Origin of the sequence: Serratia sp. S4 (assembly GCF_000347995.1) — a bacterium.
GTDB lineage: Bacteria > Pseudomonadota > Gammaproteobacteria > Enterobacterales > Enterobacteriaceae > Serratia > Serratia quinivorans.
The window spans coordinates 4160727-4183357 of record NZ_KB661120.1 but is presented as its reverse complement, the minus strand read 5'-3'; the positions used below and the strand labels follow the sequence as shown (position 1 = coordinate 4183357).

General features: G+C 54.3%; 21 protein-coding genes. 15 read left to right on the top strand and 6 right to left on the bottom strand.

Translation table 11 applies throughout. The annotated features are described in order from the left end of the window. Positions 1 to 104: 104 nt before the first annotated feature. Positions 105 to 950 carry an NADPH-dependent 7-cyano-7-deazaguanine reductase QueF gene (gene queF / locus SERS4_RS0120205; protein WP_017893800.1) on the bottom strand — a complete coding sequence of 282 codons (846 nt, stop codon included), beginning with the start codon at positions 948 to 950 and terminating at the stop codon, positions 105 to 107. Positions 951 to 1013: 63 nt separating this feature from the next. On the opposite strand from queF, the gene syd reads away from it, so the two are divergent. Next, complete coding sequence (gene syd, locus SERS4_RS0120200) at positions 1014 to 1565, top strand: SecY-interacting protein (protein WP_017893799.1); 552 nt, start codon at positions 1014 to 1016, stop codon at positions 1563 to 1565. Positions 1566 to 2185: 620 nt separating this feature from the next. On the opposite strand, the gene SERS4_RS0120195 is transcribed toward syd, so the two are convergent. Next, a complete protein-coding gene (locus SERS4_RS0120195; protein ID WP_017893797.1) occupies positions 2186 to 3424 on the bottom strand; it encodes an MFS transporter in 1239 nt (412 codons plus the stop codon). Positions 3425 to 3607: 183 nt separating this feature from the next. Here SERS4_RS0120195 and SERS4_RS0120190 point away from each other — a divergent pair, with 183 nt between their 5' ends. Genes SERS4_RS0120190 through SERS4_RS0120180 form a run of 3 tightly spaced genes read left to right on the top strand, consistent with a single transcriptional unit; the run spans position 3608 to position 5190 of the window. Beyond that, a complete protein-coding gene (locus SERS4_RS0120190) occupies positions 3608 to 3937 on the top strand; it encodes a YqcC family protein (RefSeq protein ID WP_012146500.1) in 330 nt (109 codons plus the stop codon). After that, positions 3937 to 4707, top strand: coding sequence for a tRNA pseudouridine(65) synthase TruC (gene truC / locus SERS4_RS0120185; protein WP_012146499.1), 771 nt, complete (start codon positions 3937 to 3939; stop codon positions 4705 to 4707). The genes SERS4_RS0120190 and truC overlap by 1 nt, the downstream gene beginning before the upstream one ends. 33 nt (positions 4708 to 4740) lie before the next feature. Beyond that, positions 4741 to 5190 (top strand): flavodoxin, encoded by a 450-nt coding sequence (locus SERS4_RS0120180; RefSeq protein WP_017893795.1) that lies wholly within the window; start codon positions 4741 to 4743, stop codon positions 5188 to 5190. A gap of 98 nt (positions 5191 to 5288) precedes the next feature. Here the strand turns inward: SERS4_RS0120180 and SERS4_RS0120175 are convergent, their stop codons facing one another. The 4 genes from SERS4_RS0120175 to map form a co-directional block, all read right to left on the bottom strand. Beyond that, positions 5289 to 5678 (bottom strand): DUF3461 family protein, encoded by a 390-nt coding sequence (locus SERS4_RS0120175; protein ID WP_006318690.1) that lies wholly within the window; start codon positions 5676 to 5678, stop codon positions 5289 to 5291. A 129-nt stretch (positions 5679 to 5807) separates the two neighbouring features. Beyond that, complete coding sequence (gene dapD, locus SERS4_RS0120170) at positions 5808 to 6632, bottom strand: 2,3,4,5-tetrahydropyridine-2,6-dicarboxylate N-succinyltransferase (protein ID WP_012146497.1); 825 nt, start codon at positions 6630 to 6632, stop codon at positions 5808 to 5810. 43 nt (positions 6633 to 6675) lie between these two features. Next, positions 6676 to 9354, bottom strand: coding sequence for a bifunctional uridylyltransferase/uridylyl-removing protein GlnD (gene glnD / locus SERS4_RS0120165; protein ID WP_017893794.1), 2679 nt, complete (start codon positions 9352 to 9354; stop codon positions 6676 to 6678). Positions 9355 to 9428: 74 nt separating this feature from the next. Beyond that, positions 9429 to 10223, bottom strand: a complete 795-nt coding sequence (map, locus tag SERS4_RS0120160) for a type I methionyl aminopeptidase (RefSeq protein ID WP_012146495.1) — start codon at positions 10221 to 10223, stop codon at positions 9429 to 9431. A gap of 356 nt (positions 10224 to 10579) precedes the next feature. On the opposite strand from map, the gene rpsB reads away from it, so the two are divergent. From rpsB to lpxD, 11 genes are all read left to right on the top strand, one after another. After that, a complete protein-coding gene (rpsB, locus tag SERS4_RS0120150; RefSeq protein ID WP_012146494.1) occupies positions 10580 to 11305 on the top strand; it encodes a 30S ribosomal protein S2 in 726 nt (241 codons plus the stop codon). Positions 11306 to 11433: 128 nt separating this feature from the next. Then, entirely contained in the window at positions 11434 to 12285 is an 852-nt protein-coding gene (gene tsf / locus SERS4_RS0120145; RefSeq protein WP_012146493.1) for a translation elongation factor Ts, read from the top strand. 148 nt (positions 12286 to 12433) lie between these two features. Further along, complete coding sequence (pyrH, locus tag SERS4_RS0120140) at positions 12434 to 13159, top strand: UMP kinase (protein ID WP_004952223.1); 726 nt, start codon at positions 12434 to 12436, stop codon at positions 13157 to 13159. A 123-nt stretch (positions 13160 to 13282) separates the two neighbouring features. Further along, entirely contained in the window at positions 13283 to 13840 is a 558-nt protein-coding gene (gene frr, locus SERS4_RS0120135; RefSeq protein WP_012146492.1) for a ribosome recycling factor, read from the top strand. A 157-nt stretch (positions 13841 to 13997) separates the two neighbouring features. Continuing rightward, on the top strand, positions 13998 to 15194 hold the full coding sequence (gene ispC, locus SERS4_RS0120130) for a 1-deoxy-D-xylulose-5-phosphate reductoisomerase (protein ID WP_017893792.1): 1197 nt from the start codon (positions 13998 to 14000) through the stop codon (positions 15192 to 15194). Between the two features lie 278 nt (positions 15195 to 15472). Beyond that, positions 15473 to 16231, top strand: coding sequence for a (2E,6E)-farnesyl-diphosphate-specific ditrans,polycis-undecaprenyl-diphosphate synthase (ispU, locus tag SERS4_RS0120125; RefSeq protein WP_012146490.1), 759 nt, complete (start codon positions 15473 to 15475; stop codon positions 16229 to 16231). A 9-nt stretch (positions 16232 to 16240) separates the two neighbouring features. Beyond that, the gene (gene cdsA / locus SERS4_RS0120120) at positions 16241 to 17089 is read left to right on the top strand and encodes a phosphatidate cytidylyltransferase (protein ID WP_012146489.1); all 849 of its coding nucleotides are present in this window, start codon (positions 16241 to 16243) and stop codon (positions 17087 to 17089) included. A gap of 28 nt (positions 17090 to 17117) precedes the next feature. Continuing rightward, on the top strand, positions 17118 to 18473 hold the full coding sequence (rseP, locus tag SERS4_RS0120115) for a sigma E protease regulator RseP (RefSeq protein WP_012146488.1): 1356 nt from the start codon (positions 17118 to 17120) through the stop codon (positions 18471 to 18473). 35 nt (positions 18474 to 18508) lie between these two features. Then, on the top strand, positions 18509 to 20914 hold the full coding sequence (gene bamA, locus SERS4_RS0120110) for an outer membrane protein assembly factor BamA (protein ID WP_012146487.1): 2406 nt from the start codon (positions 18509 to 18511) through the stop codon (positions 20912 to 20914). A 159-nt stretch (positions 20915 to 21073) separates the two neighbouring features. Then, the gene (gene skp / locus SERS4_RS0120105) at positions 21074 to 21571 is read left to right on the top strand and encodes a molecular chaperone Skp (RefSeq protein ID WP_017893791.1); all 498 of its coding nucleotides are present in this window, start codon (positions 21074 to 21076) and stop codon (positions 21569 to 21571) included. A 4-nt stretch (positions 21572 to 21575) separates the two neighbouring features. Then, positions 21576 to 22598, top strand: coding sequence for a UDP-3-O-(3-hydroxymyristoyl)glucosamine N-acyltransferase (gene lpxD / locus SERS4_RS0120100; protein ID WP_017893790.1), 1023 nt, complete (start codon positions 21576 to 21578; stop codon positions 22596 to 22598). Positions 22599 to 22631 lie beyond the last annotated feature (33 nt).

Genomic DNA, 22631 nt, shown 5'->3' with positions numbered 1-22631 from the left:
TGCCAGCCGGAATGCCCAGCGCTCCTGATTTAACCTTACCGCCGTCCCCTGTTTTTTACCAATACAAACCGCTCGTTAGCTCAGTTGTTGAGCACTGTTTCGCACTATTGGCGTGCCAGACGGCCATGTGACGGGACAAAGTCAGTGTTGCTGCGCCATGGATTGATGTCCAACCCGCCGCGACGGGTGTAGCGCGCATATACCGTCAGGCTTTGCGGCTGACAGTAACGCATCAGGTCGTTAAAGATGCGTTCGACACATTGTTCATGGAATTCATTGTGATGACGGAAAGACACCAGATAACGCAGCAGCGCTTCGCGATCGATCTGCGCACCACGATAAGCAATTTGCACCGAGCCCCAGTCCGGCTGGTTGGTGATCAGGCAATTGGACTTCAACAGATGACTGACCAACTGCTCTTCCACCTGCAGGAGGCCGGTGGCATTTTGCAGATAATCGGCATTGAACTCGTAGTTATCGATACGAATGTCCTGGTTATCGATGCATTCGCCGTCTAACCGGGCGATCGGGCTGCCTTCCAGCTGATCTACGCGGAACAATGAGACGCTGACCTCGCCCTGAGCGCAGGCAGACAGATCGCGTTGCAAGGTATTGCGCACCGTCTCCCAGTCGCTGAAAGGCGTTTGGTTAAAGCTGTTGAGATAAAGTTTGAAGCTCTTGGACTCAATCAGGTTGATGCTGTCGGCAGTCAGGCTTATTTCTCCAACAGCCACCTGCGGCAAGCCGTTGTCGTTCAGCCAGGAAAGTTCGTACAGCGTCCAGATATCGGCCCCGTGGAACGGCAGGCTGTCCGGATACAAGCCCAGCGGCTCGCGGTTCATACTGCGCGGTACCGCCTGCAACAGCGTGGCGTCGTAATGGTCGCGATACGCGGTGGCTTTGCCCAGCGTCAGTGCCGACAGGGCGTGATGGTCTTGGTAGGAGGACATCTGCTGTCACCTTGGTAATAGATAGGTACAATGGTTGCCAGTTTACCGTATGCGAGAAAAAATATGGACCATGATGTACCGCACGCCCTGCGTGAATTTACCCAGCGCTATGTTGATCTTTGGCAGCAAGAGCGTGGTCATGCCCCAGCCAGCCAGGATCTGTACGGTGTGCCGTCGCCTTGCCTGGTAGAAAATCGTGATGATGAAGTGCTGTGGTTGCCCCAGCCGTTTACCCCGGCGGCGACGCTGGAAAAGGTAGAGACCGCGCTCGAGCTGCGCTTGCAGCCGGATATCAATCTGTTTTATACCCAGCAGTATGCGGGTGACATGAGCGCCCAGTTTGGTGAGCATCACGTGACTCTGTTGCAGGTATGGAGCGAGGACGACTTTATTCGTCTGCAGGAAAACCTGATCGGTCATCTGGTGACGCAAAAGCGCCTGAAACTGTCGCCAACGCTGTTCCTGGCAACGACCGAATCAGAAATGACCATGGTCTCGCTGTGTAACGTTAGCGGCAATGTGGTTTTGGAGCAGTTTGGCAGTGATAAACGCACTTTGCTGGCGGCTTCGTTGGGCAATTTCCTCGATGCATTGCGCCCGACGTTGGGTGTTTGAGCCTTTTTGTTCCGAAGCCCGTGTGCGAGATCTCGCACACGGGCTGTGAGAGATCGCTTTTAATTTTTCCCTCGCACTAGCTTAGGTGGGATTTATTGTTATCCAGATCAATTGGTTAGATTTTCTTTAGGATAACTCTTAGTGTTAATTTCCTGTCAGCCGTCCAGTAAGCCCTTGTGAACCCGGGATAATTAAGCGATCTTATGTTCACCGGAAGGGATACGGTGGAGCTGGAAAGCATCAGGATGATGCAGCTTCAGGATGAAGAAGTGGATGCGCTCAGTGAAGAGCGAAGGACGGCGTCAGGAGATGCTCAGGATGTTTCAGGATTGAAACCAGGGACACCTCCAGGATGGAGATTGAGAGCCGGCACAGGATGGTTGGCGGGTCATGAAGACTGAGGAACCGCGTCAGGACGATGCTACAGGACAGAGCCAGGATGGTTTTGGTCAGGATGGCCGCAGGAAAAGTTTTCAAGGATTGAGCAGGGAGCACACTGTGTAGCGGGACTGCTATAAAACGAACCGAGGGCACTGTTAGCGCAGTGCCCTCAACTTTTTATACGGGTTCATGCTTTAAGTATCAATAATACTTAACCCTGCTTACATTCATCTCAGTTATTAACCAATCGCACCCAGCGTATCGCCATCGCTCTGTTTTTTCGGTAACAGGAACAGCGTGGCGTAGATATCCAGCAAATAAATAGCCGCCAGCAGGCTGATCGCCGCAGTGAAGGATACCTGTGTCACCAGCGCGCCGATGACCAATGGCCCCAGTCCACCGACGCCTCGCCCCAGGTTAAACAGAATATTTTGTGCAGTGGCACGCGCCTGAACCGGGTAGGTATCGGAGATCAATGCGCCGTAGCCCCCAATCATGCCATTAACGAATAACCCCATCAGCGCTCCGGCAAACAGCATCAACGTTGGGTCACTAAGCTGTGCGTAGACAACCACCATGACCACCGCACCAATCTGATAGCAGATAAAAATCTTCCAGCGGCTGAAGCGATCGGCCAACACGCCAAATAGCCAGATGCCAAATGCCATGCCGATCACCGTGACGGCTGTCCACAGGCCGGATTTGGTCAGTGAGAAACCAAAGTTTTTTGCCAGGTAGGTCGGCATCCAAATCATCAGCCCGTAATAACCGAAGTTCTGCACCGAGCACAGAATGAAAATGCCGATGCTGGCCTTGCTGGTGGCCCGGTCTTTGAATAGCAGGCTCAGACGTTGGGTGAAAGACAGTTGCTGGCCGCTGTTTTGCTGACGGACGAACTCTTCCGGTTCACCCAGAGTGCGGCGGATCAGGAACGACACCAGCGCCGGTAACAGCCCAACCAGGAACATTCCACGCCAGCCGATATGGGGCAGCAGCAGTGGGGTGAGGAACGCCGCCGCCAGGACGCCAAGCTGCCAGCCCATACCCACATAGGCCGAGGCGCGATTACGTTTTTCTGCCGGCCAGGCTTCGGCGATCAGCGCCATGCCGATACCGAACTCGCCGCCGAGCCCAATGCCCGCCAGCGTGCGGTAGGCGAGTAAATCCCAGTAGCCTTGCGCCAGCGCGCACAGACCGGTAAACAGTGAGAACATCAAAATTGTAATGGTCAGCACCCGGATACGGCCAAAGCGATCGCTGAGGTGGCCGAAGATCACGCCGCCCAGTACCGCGCCGATCAGCGTCCAGGTGACCAGTGAACCGGCAGCGGAGGAGCTTAACCCCATTTCGATACTGATGGCAGGCAGCATAAAGCCGAGGATCAGCAGGTCAAAGCCGTCCATGGCGTAGCCGGTGACTGAAGCCACCATGGCTTTGCCGGGCGTGGCGTGATTTTTTTTCGGTGTGATTGCGGGCATCTGTCTAATCTGTGTGGTTTATTCGGTGAACACATTGTGCCGTGTGGCCGTGCCGCCCACCAGTCCAAATCCATTTCTGCCATCAACTCAGCTGAATTTGGGCTATAAAAAGTAAAATGCTATGCTTTGCCGCCTTTCAGCCGCGCCGCTGAATATCATGGTTTAAACAGATCGGGAATGCAGATGAGTATACAAAATCAGGTTCGCCTTAGTTTGCAGGCGATTGAACAGTCAATGCGAGAGTTGGCGCTGTGGCAAGCTACGCCGCCCGAGCCTGAAGCCTTCGCCAGCCCCGAGCCGTTTTGCGTTGACAGCATGTCGGCCGAAGCCTGGTTGCAATGGGTCTTTCTGCCACGCATGTACGCGTTGCTGGATGCGGGAGCGCCGCTGCCGACGCGTTTTGCCATCACGCCTTATTTCGAAGAGGCGTTGAAAGATAACGACCCCAACTGCATGCCGCTGTTGGTGCTGTTGCAGCGCCTGGATAACATGCTGAATAAAGAGCTGCAATAATGCTTGAGATTCTATATCAGGATGAGCATTTGGTGGCGGTGAACAAGCCTTCCGGGTGGTTGGTACACCGCAGTTGGCTGGATCGCCATGAAACCCGGTTTGTGATGCAAACCGTGCGCGATCAGATTGGCCAGCATGTGTTTACCGTGCATCGCCTCGATCGGCCCACCTCAGGGGTACTGTTGATGGCGCTGTCCAGTGAGGTGGCACGGTTGCTGTCGCAGCAGTTTGAACAGCATCAGATGCAGAAAACCTATCACGCGGTGGTGCGTGGTTACGTGCTGGAGGGTGCGACCATCGACTATCCGCTGACGGAAGAACTGGACAAAATCGCCGACAAGTTTGCCTCTAAAGATAAAGGCCCGCAGCCGGCGGTCACTCATTACCGGCCGCTGGCGCGGGTAGAAATGCCGGTAGCGATTGGCCGTTACGAAAGCGCGCGCTACAGCCTGGTTGAACTGAAGCCGGAAAATGGCCGCAAGCACCAGTTGCGCCGCCATATGGTGCATATCCGCCATCCGATTATTGGTGACAGCAAACACGGCGACCTGAACCAGAATCGGGGTATGGCCCAGCATTTTGGCTGTCCACGCCTGATGCTGCATGCCAGTCATCTGCAACTTAATCATCCGGTGACCGGTGAGCCGCTGCATCTTTCCGCGCGCTGGGATGAACCCTGGCAGGGAGTCATGTCACAGTTTGGCTGGACAGAGAATCTCCCTGAGCTTGCCAGGGTTGAGTTTCCCCCGGCTAGCGGTCAGGATAACTGATCATTTTCAAAGATATTTAAGGGAGTAGGGGCAATGGCTCAGGTTGGAATCTTCGTGGGAACGGTCTACGGCAACGCATTATTGGTGGCGGAAGAGGCTGAAACTATCCTCAGTGAGCAGGGCCATGAGGTCAAACTGTTTGAAGAAGGCACGCTTGAGGCCTGGCAGTTTTACCGTCAGCACTACGCGCTGGTGATCACTTCAACGACCGGCCAGGGTGATTTGCCGGACAGCATTGCGCCGTTGTTTCACGCTATCCGTGACCAGGTCGGCTACCAGCCGGAGCTGCGCTATGGGCTGATCGCACTGGGTGACAGCAGCTACGACAATTTCTGCGGTGCCGGGCGTGCTTTTGATGCGTTGCTGCAGGAACAAGGCGCCACCCGCGTGGGTGAAGTGTTGGAAATCGATGCGATGGAACAGCCGGAACCGGAAGTGGTTTCTTGCCCGTGGGTTGAGAAGTGGGGAACGCTGCTGAAATAGAATTACCCGCCGCCTGTAGGGGCGAATATATTCGCCCCGATTAATACGGGCGCAGCATGCTGCGCCCCTACAATCTGTAGTCTCAGTTCGCTGAACCCTTACTTACCGCGAGTCAGTTTTTCCAGATCGGATTCAATCTCGGCAATTTTGTGGGAGACCACGCCTTCCAGATGACGCAAGTCATCAAGAATTTTGCGCTTCAGATCGACTTCCACCTGATCGCGCTGACATAGCTGATCCAGTTCATCAATGACGTAGCGAAGGTTCGGGTTAATTTCGTGGATTTCTTTGTAACCCTGGCCGGCATTGTCAGCGACGACCGTTTTGCGTTGGCGCGGATATTTGAATTTCACGCTCTTGGCAAAGAATTCGCCTTTATCCTTGCGGAAATAAATCTTAAGAATGTCGTTATTGGCCTCCTGACGCAGGCTATAGCGATCGACATCTTCCGGTTGATTGATTCCTAAGCTTTTCAGGTTGTCATACATAATAGCGCCACCTTATAAATAGACTATATTCCACGGTCTGGGATTATGGCGAATAACCGCGCCAGAGACTGTGACTGCTCACGTAATGAAGATAAAAAAATGGCGGGTGATTAACCCGCCATGTCTATTTTAGTCGATGGTACGTAATAACTCATTAATGCCGACTTTACCACGCGTCTTGGCATCGACCTTCTTGACGATGACAGCGCAATACAGGCTGTAAGAGCCATCTTTGGACGGCAGGTTACCGGAAACCACTACCGAACCGGCCGGTACGCGGCCGTAGTGCACTTCGCCGGTTTCACGGTCGTAAATGCGGGTGCTCTGGCCCAGGTACACGCCCATGGAGATCACTGAACCTTCTTCCACGATCACGCCTTCAACCACTTCTGAACGCGCACCGATAAAGCAGTTGTCTTCAATGATGGTCGGGTTGGCCTGCAGTGGCTCCAGTACGCCACCGATGCCGACGCCGCCGGACAGGTGAACGTTTTTGCCGATCTGCGCGCAAGAGCCGACGGTTGCCCAGGTATCCACCATGCTGCCTTCGTCAACGTAGGCACCGATGTTAACGTAGGATGGCATCAGTACGGTATTGCGGGCGATGAACGCGCCCTGGCGAACGGTGGCTGGTGGCACCACGCGGAAGCCTTCTTTCTGGAAGCGCGCTTCGTCGTAATCGGCGAATTTCATTGGCACTTTGTCGTAATAACGGGTTTCGGCACCGTCCATCACTTTGTTGTCATTGATGCGGAAAGAAAGCAGCACGGCCTTTTTCAGCCACTGATGCGTTACCCACTGACCGTCAATCTTCTCGGCAACGCGCAGGGCGCCGCTGTCCAGCAGGGCGATCACCTGGTTTACCGCTTCGCGCGTTACGGTGTCTGCGTTCGCCGGGGTGATTTCCGCACGGCGTTCGAAGGCGTTTTCAATAACGTTTTGTAATTGCTGCATGCTGTTCTCTGTCCTGATGTTGTCTACGAAAAAGTTACTTGTATCACATTTTATCGTTTGGATTGAGGGCCTCTGTCAACCGTTGTTCCAACTTTCTGCGTGTTTCCTGATTAAGGGCACGTCGATCGCTGTCGGCAAGAATAAATAAATCCTCAACCCGCTCGCCGATAGTGGAGATGCGTGCGCCGTGCAGCGACAGACCGAGATCGGCGAACACTTCGCCCACACGAGCCAACAGACCTGGCTGGTCGAGTGCGGTCAGTTCCAGATAGCTGCGACGGTCGGTATGAGTCGGCAGGAAACTGACTTCGGTCGGCACGCTAAAATGACGCAGCTTGGAAGACGGCCGGCGCACGCGCGGTGGCTGATACTCCCGCTGGGTAATGGCCTGCACCAGTGCGTGGCGGATCGCCGTGTGGCGGTCCTGGGCCAGCGGGCTGCCGTCCGGCTCCAGTACGATAAAGGTATCCATTGCCATGCCGTCACGATTAGTGAAGATCTGCGCGTCATGTACGCTCAGGTTACGGCGATCCATCTCCCCGGCCACGGCGGCAAACAGGTAAGGGCGGTCAGGGCTCCAGATGAAAATTTCGGTGCCGCCGCGCGTGGCCTGCCGGCTGACCAGCACCAGCGGTTTGGTGGAGTCATGGGCCAGCAAATGGCGCGCATGCCAGGCCAACTGGTTGGGTGAATGACGCAGGAAGTAATCGGCGCGACAGCGGCTCCAGATGCGGTGCAGCGCCTCCTCGTCGATATTGTCCATGCGCAGCAACGCCAAAGCCTGCAGGCGATGATGACGTACGCGTTCGCGCAGGTCCGGGCTGTTTTGCATGCCGCGGCGCAGCTGTTTTTCGGTGGCAAAATACAGCTCGCGCAACAGGCTCTGTTTCCAACTGTTCCACAGGGTTTCGTTGGTGGCGCAGATATCCGCCACCGTCAGGCAGACCAGATAACGCAGACGGGTTTCGCTCTGCACTTCGGCGCTGAACTGCTGAATAACGGTCGGGTCCTGAATGTCGCGGCGTTGGGCGGTCACCGACATCAGCAGATGACAACGCACCAGCCAGGCGACCAGTTGGGCCTCGCGGGAATTCAGCCCATGGACTTCGGCGAACTCCAGCACGTCCTGCGCACCGAGGATCGAATGGTCGCCGCCGCGCCCTTTGGCGATATCGTGGAACAGGGCGGCCAGCAGTAGCAGTTCTGGATTCGGCAGGCGTGGATACAGCTCGACACACAGCGGATGGCGCGGTCGCGTTTCGGCATCGGCAAAGCTTTCCAGCTTTTGCAGGACGCGAATGGTGTGTTCGTCGACGGTGTAGGCGTGGAACAGATCGAACTGCATTTGCCCGACGATTTTGCCCCACTGTGGCATATAGGCCCACAGCACGCTGTGGCGGTGCATCGGCACCAACGCTCGGGAGACCGCGCCGGGGTGGCGCAGAATGGCCATAAACAGTTCGCGTGCCTCAGGAATGGTGCAGAGCGGCTGCTTCAAATGGCGGCGCGCATGACGCAGCTGGCGTACTGTGGTGGAATAAATGCCTTTGATCTCGCGGTTGCGTACCATCAGGTAGAACATCCGCATGATGGATTCCGGCTGGCGGATAAACAGCGTTTCATCACGCAGGTCGATCAGATCGCCACGCAGTTGGAAATCGTCGTTCAGCGGACGCGGTTTTTCCGTCGCGTCCAGCGCCAGAATTGCCTCGTCGAACAGCTGCAGCAGCATGTGATTCAGTTCGCCGACGCGGCGCGTCATGCGATAAAAATCCTTCATCATGCGTTCAACCGGTTCGTTGCCTTCCCCCTCATAACGCAGTAACTGTGCCACGTTGAGCTGGCGATCGAACAGTAAACGGTTGTCGTAGCGCGGCAGCACCAGGTGCAGTGCGAAGCGGATGCGCCACAGGAAGCTCTGGCATTCGTTCAGCTCGTTGCGCTCGGCCTGAGTGAGAAAGCCGAAGCCGACCATTTCGTCCAGTGATGTAGCGCCAAAGTGACGACGCGCCACCCACAGCAAAGTGTGAATATCGCGCAGGCCACCGGGGCTGCTCTTGATATCCGGTTCCAGGTTGTAGCTGGTACCGTGGTATCGCTGATGGCGTTCCTGCTGCTCAACCACCTTGGCGTGGAAAAATTGCGGGGAGGGCCAGAAGCCATCGCTGAAGATATGTTTTTGCATTTGCAGAAACAGTGCGACATCGCCGCAGATCATCCGCGATTCAATCAGGTTGGTGGCGACGGTCAGGTCCGCCAGCCCTTCCAGCAGGCATTCTTCCAGGGTTCGCACACTGTGGCCGACTTCCAGCTTCAGATCCCACAGCAGGATGATAAATTCCCCCACGCGTTGGGATTGCTGTTCATTCAGGCGGCGCTGGCTGAGCACCAGCACGTCAATGTCCGAGAGCGGGTGCAGCTCGCCACGGCCATAGCCGCCAACGGCAACCAGCGCGGTTTCCGGAATATCCTCGAACCCGTAGAAGACCCACAGACGGCGCAGCAGGCGGTCGATAAAGTCGCTGCGGGCCGCTACCAGGCTTTCGGCGCTGGAACCGGCGTTGAACGCTGCCGCCAGCCATAATTGGAACTGCTCCAGGCGTTGTTTCAGCGCGATGCAGTTAATCTCCTCATCGCCATAGGCGTTGGGATATTCAGGCTGCACCGGTACGGCCTGTGGCGAAATGACCGAGGTGTCTTGTTGGCGAAAGTTTTCAGACATAATACGCAGCCCATAAAAAAGGCCGGCAAAAGCCGGCCTGTGACATCATGCATCGCGGCAAAACGCCGCGGCGCTTACATCTCGTGCGTAATGATGTTGGGGATGGTGTCATCCTTGCGCAACGTCATTATCTCGCAGCCGTTATCCGTGACCACAATAGTATGCTCATACTGCGCCGACAAGCTGCGATCTTTGGTTTTTACCGTCCAGCCGTCTTTCATGGTGCGAATGCGGTAATCACCGGCATTGACCATCGGCTCGATGGTGAAGGCCATACCAGCCTGCAGCACCACGCCGCCGTCGTCAGCGTCATAGTGCAGCACCTGCGGTTCCTCGTGGAACACCTCGCCAATGCCGTGGCCGCAGTACTCGCGAACCACCGAGAAATTCTCGGCCTCGACGAATTTCTGGATCTCTTTGCCCAGCGTGCGCAGGCGGATACCCGGCTTCACCATTTTCAGCGACAGATACAGGCTTTCCTGAGTGATGCGGCACAGGCGCTCGCCCAGAATGGTCGGTTTACCGGCGATGAACATTTTAGAAGTATCACCGTGGAAACCGTCTTTGATGACGGTAACGTCGATATTAACGATGTCGCCGTCTTTCAGGACCTTGTCATCGCTCGGGATGCCGTGGCAGACCACTTCATTCACCGAGATACACACGGATTTCGGGAAACCGTGGTAGCCCAGACAGGCAGAGATCGCCTGCTGCTGGTTGGTGATGTGATCGTGACAGATACGATCGAGTTCGCCGGTGGTCACGCCAGGTTTGACGTGCGGCTCAATGATTTCCAGCACTTCGGCAGCCAGTCGGCCGGCCACGCGCATTTTTTGGATGTCATCAGGTGTTTTAATTGAGATTGCCATGAAATTCGTCCGCAGGTGTCGTGCTCGCCGACAACAGAAAGAAATAAGAAGCAGTCTCTTATGGTATCAGCCCGGCCTGAGGCTGCCAAATTTGATTTCTCGCCGGCCTGCGCCTGGCAACAAAAGTTGGTGTCCGGGGTGGGTTTATGGTATAAAGCGCGCCGGCAGATCCGCACATCTTCCTTGTGATAATGGCGGAATAGGCCGAAAATACTTTAACTGCACTCACTTTGTGTAAATAACACACACGTATCGGCACATCCGCCGGGGTGCCCTGAGGTGATTTATCACCGCCAGGGTCGGCGTTATGGGATACGTGGAGGCATAACCCCAACTAACTCTATAGAGGTTTAATCATGGCAACTGTTTCCATGCGCGACATGCTCCAGGCCGGTGTACACTTTGGTCACCAGACCCGTTACTGGAACCCGAAAATGAAGCCTTTCATCTTCGGCGCACGTAACAAGGTTCACATCATCAACCTGGAAAAAACCGTACCAATGGCCAACGCAGCACTGGCTGAACTGACCAAGATCTCTTCCCGTAAAGGTAAGATCCTGTTCGTTGGTACCAAGCGCGCAGCAAGCGAAGCGGTAAAAGAATATGCTACCGGCTGCGACCAGTTCTTCGTGAACCATCGCTGGTTGGGCGGCATGCTGACTAACTGGAAAACCGTTCGTCAGTCAATCAAGCGTTTGAAAGATCTGGAAATCCAGTCTCAAGATGGCACCTTTGACAAGCTGACCAAGAAAGAGGCGCTGATGCGTACTCGCGAACTGGCCAAGCTGGAAAACTCCCTGGGTGGTATCAAAGACATGGGTGGTCTGCCTGACGCTCTGTTCGTAATCGATGCTGATCACGAACACATCGCGATCAAAGAAGCCAACAACCTGGGTATCCCGGTATTCTCTATCGTTGATACCAACTCCGATCCAGACGGCGTTGACTTCATCATCCCTGGTAACGACGATGCAATCCGTGCAATCAAATTGTACCTGACTGCCGTTGCTGCCGCCGTCCGTGAAGGTCGTTCTCAAGATCTGGCCGTTCAAGCGGAAGAAAGCTTCGTAGAAGCTGAATAATAAGGCAAGCTCGTCACTGAGCCCTTATTAACCAGGTATTGAATATGTTGGTTAGGGGGGCCTTTATAGGCCCCCTTTGCTTATCTGAATGAGAACTGTCTCCACGTGAGATAACCGAGGAAAAAGAAATGGCTGATATTACCGCTGCTCTGGTAAAAGAACTGCGTGAGCGTACTGGCGCTGGCATGATGGATTGTAAAAAAGCTCTGGTTGAGTCTAACGGCGACATCGAGCTGGCAATCGAAAACATGCGTAAATCTGGTGCGATCAAAGCGGCGAAAAAAGCAGGCAACGTAGCTGCTGACGGCGTGATCAAAACCAAGATTGAAGGCAACTACGGTCTGATCCTGGAAGTTAACTGCCAGACTGACTTCGTAGCTAAAGATGCTGGTTTCCAGGCATTCGCTGACAAAGTGCTGGATGCTGCTTTTGCCGGCAAAATCACTGACGTTGAAGTGTTGAAAGCACAGTTCGAAGAAGAACGTGTAGCGCTGGTTGCGAAAATCGGTGAAAACATCAACATCCGTCGCGTTGCTTCCCTGGAAGGCGAAGTGCTGGGTAGCTACCTGCACGGTGCGCGTATCGGCGTTCTGATCGCAGCTACCGGTGCTGACGAAGAGCTGGTTAAGCAAATTGCCATGCACGTTGCGGCAAGCAAGCCTGAATTCGTTAAGCCTGAAGACGTGTCTGCTGAAGTGGTAGAAAAAGAGTACCAGGTTCAGTTGGACATCGCCATGCAGTCTGGCAAGCCGAAAGAAATCGCTGAGAAAATGGTTGAAGGCCGCATGAAGAAATTCACCGGCGAAGTTTCCCTGACCGGTCAGCCTTTCGTTATCGAACCAAGCAAAACCGTTGGCCAGGTGCTGAAAGAGCACAACGCTGACGTGGTTAACTTCATCCGCTTCGAAGTGGGCGAAGGCATCGCTAAAGTTGAGAACGACTTTGCTGCTGAAGTTGCAGCAATGAGCAAGCAGTCTTAATGACTGTTAATGGGGCCGCCGTCTGGCGGTTCCATTTTATCCAGCCAGAATTACACCGGTGGCAAGCCCTGTGGCATGATACACAGCACAGGCGCGTTTCATCGGCTGAAATCCCCAATACTAATACTGCTTCTTAGGACAGATCACCATGGCAACCAATGCAAAACCCGTATATCAGCGTATTCTGCTTAAACTGAGTGGCGAAGCCCTGCAAGGTGCAGAAGGTTTTGGTATCGACGCTAGCGTTTTGGATCGCATGGCTCAGGAAGTTAAAGAGCTGGTCGAACTGGGAATTCAGGTCGGTGTAGTTATTGGCGGCGGTAACCTGTTCCGCGGCGCGGGCCTGGCACAAGCCGGCATGAACCGCGTAGTGGGCGACCACATGGGAATGCTGGCTACCGTGATGAACGGCCTGGCTATGCGTGATGCACTGCACCGTGCCTATGTGAACGCTCGCCTGATGTCGGCAATTCCGTTGAACGGCGTGTGCGACAACTACAGCTGGGCCGAGGCGATCAGCCTGCTGCGTAATAATCGCGTGGTGATCTTCTCCGCCGGTACCGGCAACCCGTTCTTCACTACCGATTCTGCGGCGTGCCTGCGCGGGATCGAGATTGAAGCGGATGTGGTATTGAAAGCGACTAAAGTGGATGGTGTATACTCCGCTGACCCGGTTAAAAATCCGGATGCCACACTGTACGAACATATAACCTATCAGGACGTGTTGGAACGTGAGCTGAAAGTGATGGATCTGGCGGCATTTACGCTGGCTCGCGATCACGGTCTGCCAATCCGCGTATTCAACATGAACAAACCGGGTGCTCTGCGCCGGGTAGTGATGGGTGAAAACGAAGGCACGCTGATCAGCAAATAAGGCGGGTCTGCCAAATTTAGCGGGAGCGGCTAACGCCAGGCGTAGCGCGCTTTCCTTGAGTAAAATTCACGGGCTATACTGTGGTATGGCCTGCCAAGTATCCAGCTTTCAAGGGTTCGCAACGTGATTAATGAAATCAGAAAAGATGCTGATTCACGCATGGAAAAAAGCGTAGAAGCATTCAAAAACCAAATCAGTAAAATCCGTACCGGCCGCGCTTCTCCGAGCATCCTGGACGGCATCATGGTTGAATATTACGGCGCATCTACGCCGCTACGTCAGCTGGCTAGCGTGACGGTAGAAGATTCTCGTACGCTGAAAATTAACGTATTTGACCGCTCTATCAGTGCCGCTGTTGAAAAGGCAATCATGAGCTCCGATCTGGGTCTGAACCCATCTTCAGCCGGTAGCGACATCCGTGTTCCGCTTCCTGCATTGACCGAAGAGCGCCGTAAAGATCTGATCAAGATCGTGCGTAATGAAGCTGAGCAGGGCCGTGTAGCGGTTCGTAACGTGCGCCGTGATGCCAACGACAAGGTTAAAGCGCTGCTGAAAGACAAAGAAATCAGCGAAGATGAGGATCGTCGTTCACAGGACGACGTTCAGAAGCTGACCGATGCCTATATCAAACTTCTGGATGCCGCTTTGGCGGATAAAGAAAAAGAGCTGATGGAATTCTAATCAGCATCGCGCAGAAAAAAAGCGTCGCCTGGGCGGCGCTTTGTTTTTTGTGGCGCAGATCCCGTTTCATCGTACTGATTGATCATGGACAAGTGGTGGCCAAGGTTACACACTGGAGCACCTCCGATCTCATCAGACAGTTATTCAGAGTGAGCTCATGAAGCAACTGACTATTCTTGGTTCCACCGGCTCAGTGGGGACCAGTACCCTGGCCGTGGTCAGGGAAAATCCCGACCGTTTTGCGATTAAAGCGCTGGTTGCCGGCCGCAATGTAGCGGTCATGGCGCAACAGTGCATTGAGTTTCGCCCTGCCTATGCCGCGATGGCGGACGAAGGCGCTGCGCGTGAACTGCGTACTCTGCTGGCGGAAAACGGTATTGCCACCGAGGTGATGGCGGGCGAGCAGGCGGCCTGTGAGTTGGCGGCATTGGACGACGTCGACCAGGTCACGGCAGCCATTGTGGGCGCTGCCGGACTGCTGCCAACGCTGGCGGCAATTCGTGCCGGCAAGCAGGTGCTGCTGGCGAACAAAGAGTCGCTGGTCACCTGCGGGCGTCTGTTTATGGACGCGGTGCAACAGAGCAAGACGCAGTTACTGCCGCTCGACAGCGAACATAACGCCATTTTTCAGAGTTTGCCTGAGAGCATTCAGCGTCAGTTGGGATACTCTTCATTAGAGAGTCATGGTGTGTCGCGCATCGTGCTTACCGGTTCTGGTGGCCCGTTCCGCACTACGCCGCTGGAGCAGTTCACCACGATGACGCCGGATCAGGCCTGTGCCCATCCCAATTGGTCGATGGGGCGCAAGATCTCCGTGGACTCCGCCACCATGATGAACAAAGGACTGGAATATATTGAGGCCCGCTGGCTGTTTAACGCCTCGGCCGAACAAATGGAAGTGATTCTGCATCCGCAGTCGGTGATCCACTCGATGGTTCGTTACACCGATGGCAGCGTACTGGCCCAGTTGGGCACGCCGGATATGCGTACGCCGATCGCCCATGCGATGGCTTATCCTCAGCGCGTTAATTCTGGTGTGGAAGCGCTGGATTTCTGCCGCATCGGCTCGCTGACCTTTGCCGAGCCTGAACGGGAGCGCTATCCCTGCCTGTATCTGGCCATTGAGGCCTTTGATGCCGGTCAGGCGGCGACTACCGCGCTGAATGCGGCCAACGAAGTGGCCGTGGCGGCTTTCCTGCAGGAGCAGATTCGCTTTACCGATATTGCGGCAGTGAACCAAAAAGTAGTCGAACGGCTGTCACTGCAGGAACCGTCCTGCATTGATGCGGTCTTAGAAATAGATCGCCAGGCGCGTGAGGTTGCGGTTGGATTGGTTAAATCACTGCATAACTGATACCGGCAATTATCCTATTTTGTTCGCAAATTACGCGTGCCGCAGTGGGGCCGTTTGTTCAGGCCTTGCTGAGGTGGTATAGTCTGCGCCACCTTTCAGCGGTTATACCGTTGAATTATGGCCTGATTGACATCTCGAATGCCGATAGCACAGCGCAGATTACCGGCTGTCGCAAGGCAGTCTGAAAAGCCGTGTCGGGCACACGGCTTTTTTTGCGCGTAAGGGCCTGATGTTCCGGAAGGGCAGTTGTATTTCTATTGAGGAAATAAGTACGAGTTATGTCGTCCGCAAATCAACAAGAGGCTAATCTGTCCACTCTGGGGCCACGACATGTCGCCATTATTATGGACGGCAACGGGCGCTGGGCTAAACGTCAGGGTAAGTTACGTGTCTTCGGTCATAAAGCAGGGGTGAAATCGGTGCGTCGCGCGGTCAGTTTTGCCGCCAACAACCATTTAGATGCGCTCACGCTTTATGCCTTCAGCAGCGAGAACTGGAATCGTCCAGTGCAGGAAGTTTCCGCTTTGATGGAGCTTTTCGTCCGCGCCTTGGACAGTGAAGTAAAAAGCCTGCATAAACATAACGTCAGACTGCGAGTGATCGGTGATATCAGCCGTTTCAGCACGCGCTTGCAGGAGCGGATCCGTCGCTCCGAGCAACTGACAGAAAATAACGATGGCCTGACGCTCAACATTGCTGCCAACTATGGCGGCCGTTGGGATATTATTCAGGGAGTAAGGGAACTGGCTGAGCAGGTGAAGGACGGTTCACTGCGTCCGGATCAAATCAGCGAAGAGTTACTGGGTGAGCGGATCTGCATGAACGATCTGTCGCCGGTGGATTTGGTGATCCGTACCGGTGGCGAACATCGCATCAGTAACTTCTTGCTGTGGCAAATTGCTTATGCCGAACTTTACTTTACTGATGTACTCTGGCCTGATTTTGATGAACTTGTCTTTGAAGGTGCGCTGAATGCATTTGCACAACGCGAGCGTCGCTTCGGGGGAACAACACCTATCGGCGCCAATGCGTCCTAGGGGGAACTTTTGCTGAAGTATCGCCTCATAACTGCTCTGATCTTAATTCCGATTGTTATCGCGGCGCTGTTTTTGCTGCCGCCGGTGGGCTTTGCCCTGGTAACACTCGTGGTGTGCATGTTAGCGGCCTGGGAGTGGGGCCAGCTGGCCGGATTTACCTCCCGCTCTCAGCGCATCTGGTTGGCGATATTGTGCGGCTTCCTGCTGGCGTTGATGATGCTCAGTATTCCGGCCTATCATCAGTCGGTCCATTTACTTCAGGTAGGCGGCTCGCTGTGGCTGTCAATGGCCTGGTGGCTGGTGGCGCTGTTGCTGGTGCTGTTCTATCCCGGCTCGGCCGCACTGTGGCGTAACTCACGCCCGATACGTCTGGTTTTCGGTCTGCTGACCATAGTGCCGTTCTTCTGGGGTATGCTATCGCTGCGTCAGTTCGGCTACGAACAAAACCACTTCACCGGCGCCTGGTGGCTGCTGTATGTGATGTTGCTGGTTTGGGGCGCGGATTCCGGTGCCTACATGTTCGGCAAACTGTTCGGCAAGCATAAGCTGGCACCCAAAGTTTCTCCGGGGAAAACCTGGGAAGGGCTGGTCGGTGGCCTGATTACTTCGGCCCTGATATCCTGGCTGTTTGGTCGTTATGCCCCGCTCAATGTGGTGCCGACAACCTTACTGATTTGTTCGGTGATTGCCGTGCTGGCCTCCGTGCTGGGCGATCTTACCGAGAGCATGTTCAAACGCGAAGCGGGTATCAAAGACAGCGGTCATTTGATACCGGGTCATGGCGGCATACTGGATCGTATCGATAGCCTGACCGCAGCAGTGCCTGTATTTGCCTGCCTGATGCTGTTAGTGTTTTAATCCGTCAACGGCGGGGAGTGAAGGGATTATGGTTAGCGTGCTCTGGAACTTAGTCGCATTTCTTGTTGCGCTCGGTGTATTGATCACCGTGCATGAGTTCGGGCACTTTTGGGTCGCCCGTCGCTGCGGCGTCCGTGTAGAACGCTTCTCCATTGGCTTCGGCCGCGCCTTGTGGCGTCGTACCGACCGTCAGGGTACGGAGTACGTGATTGCCCTGATCCCGCTTGGCGGCTACGTGAAGATGCTCGATGAGCGGGTTGATTCGGTCGCACCGGAACTCCGTCATCAGGCGTTTAACAACAAAACCGTTTGGCAGCGTGCCGCTATCATCAGTGCCGGTCCTATCGCCAATTTCCTGTTTGCTATCCTTGCTTACTGGCTGGTATTCATTATCGGCGTGCCCAGTTTCCGTCCGGTAATCGGTGAAATCGCTCCCCAATCGATTGCAGCCCACGCTGAAATTTCGCCTGGAATGGAACTTAAGTCCGTAGATGGCATCGAAACGCCTGATTGGGAATCAGTTCGTCTGGCACTGGTGGCGAAGATTGGCGACGCAGAAACCGAAGTGGGTATCGCGCCGTTTGGTTCTTCCAGTGTGGTGACCAAAACCCTGGATTTGCGCCAGTGGAATTTTGAGCCGGACAAACAGGATCCCGTGGTGGCGTTGGGTATCATTCCGCGCGGCCCACAGATAGAATCTGTCCTTGCCGAAGTGCAGCCGGGGTCGGCAGCGCAAAAGGCGGGTTTACAAGCGGGGGACAGGATCGTTAAAGTCGATGGTCAGTTATTGGGGCGTTGGCAAACGTTGGTGAAACGGATACACAACGGTCCAGGGCAACCGCTGGCTTTAGAGATCGAAAGAAACGGCGCCCCCTTGTCTTTGACGCTGATACCGGATACAAAGCCGGTGGGAAAAGACAAATCGGTGGGTTTTGCCGGCATCATTCCGAAAGTGTTGCCGCTGCCGGACGAGTATAAGACGATTCGCCAGTATGGACCTTTCCCGGCGCTGTATCAGGCCGGGGACAAGACCTGGCAGCTTATGAGCCTTACGGTCAAAATGCTGGGTAAATTAATAACCGGTGATGTAAAGCTGAACAACCTGAGTGGCCCGATTTCGATTGCACAGGGAGCAGGGGCGTCAGCTGGGGTCGGGTTTGTGTATTATCTGATGTTTCTGGCGTTGATCAGTGTCAACCTGGGTATCATCAACCTGTTCCCATTACCGGTGTTAGATGGTGGGCATCTCCTCTTCCTGGCGATAGAAAAGCTGAAGGGTGGGCCGGTTTCCGAGCGAGTACAGGACTACAGTTACCGCATAGGTTCGATCGTGTTGGTGCTTTTAATGGGTCTTGCACTTTTCAATGATTTTTCTCGTCTTTAGGGGCGGGGATAGGTTAGGAAGAACGCATAACAACGATGGCGATGAAAAAGTTGCTCATAGCGTCGCTGCTGTTTGGCAGCGCCACCGTATACGGTGCAGACGGGTTCGTAGTGAAGGATATTCATTTCGAAGGCCTGCAGCGAGTCGCCGTCGGTGCGGCGTTACTCAACATGCCGGTTCGCGTAGGCGATACCGTCACTGACGATGATATCAGTAATACCATCCGTGCCTTGTTTGCCACTGGCAACTTCGAGGACGTTCGCGTGCTGCGCGATGGTAATACGCTGATTGTTCAGGTTAAGGAACGCCCTACCATTGCCAGCATCACTTTCTCCGGCAACAAGTCGGTGAAAGATGACATGCTCAAGCAAAACCTGGAAGCCTCTGGCGTCCGGGTTGGCGAAGCGCTCGACCGCACCACGATATCCAGCATTGAAAAAGGGCTGGAAGACTTCTACTACAGCGTCGGTAAATACAGTGCCTCGGTGAAAGCCGTGGTCACGCCATTGCCGCGTAACCGTGTTGACCTGAAACTGGTGTTCACGGAAGGGGTTTCCGCCAAGATTCAACAAATCAACATTGTCGGCAATCATGCCTTCACCAATGATGAACTGATTTCACGCTTCCAACTGCGTGATGAAGTGCCGTGGTGGAACGTGGTTGGCGATCGCAAATACCAGAAGCAAAAGCTGGCGGGTGACCTCGAAACCCTGCGCAGTTTCTATCTGGACCGCGGCTACGCGCGCTTTAATATTGATTCGACTCAGGTCAGCCTGACGCCGGACAAAAAAGGTATCTACATCACCATCAATATCACTGAAGGCGAGCAGTACAAGCTCACCGACGTGGTGGTGAACGGTAATCTGGCCGGCCACTCGGCGGAAGTTGCCCAGTTGACCAAGATTGAGCCAGGTGAGCTGTATAACGGCAGTAAAGTGACCAAAATGGAAGACAACATCAAAACGATGTTGGGCCGTTACGGTTACGCTTACCCGCGTGTTTCTACCCAGCCTGAAATCAATGACGCGGATAAAACCGTGAAGCTGCACGTGAATATTGATGCGGGTAACCGTTTCTATGTCCGTCGCATCAAGTTTGAAGGCAACGACACCAGTAAAGATTCCGTACTGCGCCGTGAAATGCGTCAGATGGAAGGTGCGTGGTTGGGCAATGCACAGGTAGAGCAGGGCAAAGAACGTCTGAACCGTTTGGGCTATTTTGAAACGGTAGATGTGGAAACCCAGCGCGTGCCAGGTACTGCAGATCAGGTTGATGTCACCTATAAGGTGAAAGAGCGTAACACCGGTACCTTCAACTTCGGCGTTGGCTACGGCACCGAGAGCGGCGTGAGCTTCCAGGCGGGCGTTCAGCAGGACAACTGGCTGGGGACCGGCTATTCCGTCGGCATCAGCGGTACCAAGAACGATTACCAGACCTACACCGAGCTGTCGGTAACCAACCCGTACTTCACCGTTGACGGTGTGAGTTTGGGTGGCCGTATCTTCTACAACGACTTTAAAGCCGATGACGCGGACCTGTCCGACTATACCAACAAGAGTTACGGTATAGACGGTACCCTGGGCTTCCCGATCAACGAAAACAACTCGTTGCGTACCGGCCTGGGTTACGTGCATAACGGCTTGTCCAACATGCAGCCGCAGATTGCCATGTGGCGTTATCTGGACTCGATGGGTCTGAACCCTAACACCACCGATCGCGCCAGCTATTCTGCCGATGACTTCACGCTGAACCTGGGTTGGACCTACAACAACCTTGACCGTGGCTATTTCCCAACCTCGGGTAACCGCACTACGCTCAATGGTAAAGTCACCATTCCAGGCTCGGATAACGAATACTACAAGTTGACGTTAGACAGCGTGCAGTATGTTCCGATCAATGATGACCGCACCTGGGTGCTGTTGGGTCGTGGCCGTCTGGGTTATGCAGATGGTCTGGGCGGCAAAGAAATGCCGTTCTACGAAAACTTCTATGCCGGTGGTTCCAGCACCGTGCGTGGTTTCGGCTCCAACACCATTGGTCCAAAAGCGGCATACTACAACTCCAATTCGTATGGCTGTAGTAACGGTACCCCGATTTGTAATTCGGACGACGCAGTGGGCGGTAACGCCATGGCTGTCGCCAGTATGGAGCTGATCACACCAACGCCATTCATCAGTGAGAAATACGCCAACTCGGTGCGTACTTCACTGTTCATGGATGCGGGTACCGTGTGGGATACCAACTGGCAGAATACTGCACAGACCAGCATGTATGATATTCCGGACTACAGTAAGGCGAGCAATATCCGCGTTTCTGCCGGTATCGCCTTGCAGTGGATGTCACCTTTGGGTCCGTTGGTGTTCTCTTATGCCAACCCGATCAAGAAATACGAAGGCGACAAGTCCGAACAGTTCCAGTTTAACATTGGCAAGACCTGGTAACAGGTCCGGCTTCTGGGCATAGCAGTTATTAAGAATCGCAAATGCCAGGCGCCCGTCCGAGCACAGAGAGATGATTCTCATTGTTTTGCGGGATAAGTCTGGCAGATTGTGTACTTCAAGTGTCATATGACACAAATGGGTGATGGTAAGGAGTTTATAGTGAAAAAGTGGTTGTGTGCCGCAGGCCTCGGTTTAGCAATGGCTGCTTCAGCTGGCGTTCAGGCAGCAGATAAGATCGCTGTAGTTAACGTCTCCAGCATTTTCCAACAGTTGCCGGCTCGTGAAACCGTAGCTAAACAGCTGGAAAACGAGTTTAAAGGCCGTGCGGGTGAGCTTCAGACTATGGAGCGTAGCCTTCAGACCAAAATGCAACGTTTGCAGCGTGATGGCGCTACCATGAAAGCCAGCGATCGCAGCAAGTTGGAAAAAGACGTAATGGCACAGCGCGAGCAGTTCTCTCAGAAAGCACAGGCTTTTGAGCAGGACAACCGTCGCCGTCAGATGGAAGAGCGTAACAAAATCCTGAGCCGTATTCAGGACGCTGTGAAATCTGTTGCCAGCAAAGAAGGCTACGACGTAGTTATCGATGCTAACGCTGTTGCCTACGCAGGGACTTCTAAAGACATCACTGCTGACGTGCTGAAACAGGTTAAATAACAACATGCCTTCAATTCGACTGGCTGATCTAGCGCAGCAGTTGGATGCACAATTGCACGGTGATGGCGATCTCGTCATCACCGGCATTGCTTCTATGCATTCGGCACAGGCTGGCCAAATCACGTTTTTGTCAAACAGCCGCTATCAAGAGCAGCTGGCTTCCTGCCAGGCAAGCGCAGTAGTGCTTACCGAGGCGGATTTACCACACTGTCGTTCTGCGGCGCTGGTGGTTAAAAATCCTTACCTGACTTACGCGCGCATGGCGCAACTGATGGATACCACGCCGTCCCCGGCTCAGGATATCGCGCCAAGCGCGGTTATCTCACCTGAAGCCACTCTGGGTCAGCATGTTGCCATTGGTGCCAATGCGGTGATCGAGTCGGGCGCAGTGCTTGGCGATAACGTGGTTATCGGCCCTGGCTGCTTCATCGGCAAACGTGCACGCATTGGCGCGGGTACGCGTCTGTGGGCGAACGTAACGATTTATCATGAAGTCGAGATCGGCCAACGCTGCCTGATCCAATCAAGTACTGTGATTGGTGCTGATGGTTTCGGCTATGCCAACGAACGTGGTGAGTGGATAAAAATTCCTCAGTTGGGCACGGTAATTATCGGCGATCGCGTCGAGATTGGCGCTTGCACCACCATTGACCGCGGCGCGCTGGATAACACCCAGATCGGGAATGGTGTTATCATCGACAACCAATGCCAGATTGCACATAACGTGGTGATTGGCGACAATACTGCCGTTGCCGGCGGTGTTATCATGGCGGGCAGCCTGAAAATCGGCCGCTACTGCCAGATCGGCGGAGCCAGCGTGATCAACGGTCACATGGAGATCGCCGACAAGGTTGTTGTCACCGGAATGGGAATGGTTATGCGACCAATCACCGAACCTGGGGTATACTCTTCGGGCATTCCGTTACAACCCAACAAAGTTTGGCGTAAAACCGCTGCGTTGGTGATGAATATCGATGAGATTAGCAAGCGCTTAAAAGCTGTCGAACGAAAAGTCGGAAAAGACTAATCACTACCGCCCGCCTCGCTGGGTACAAAACGA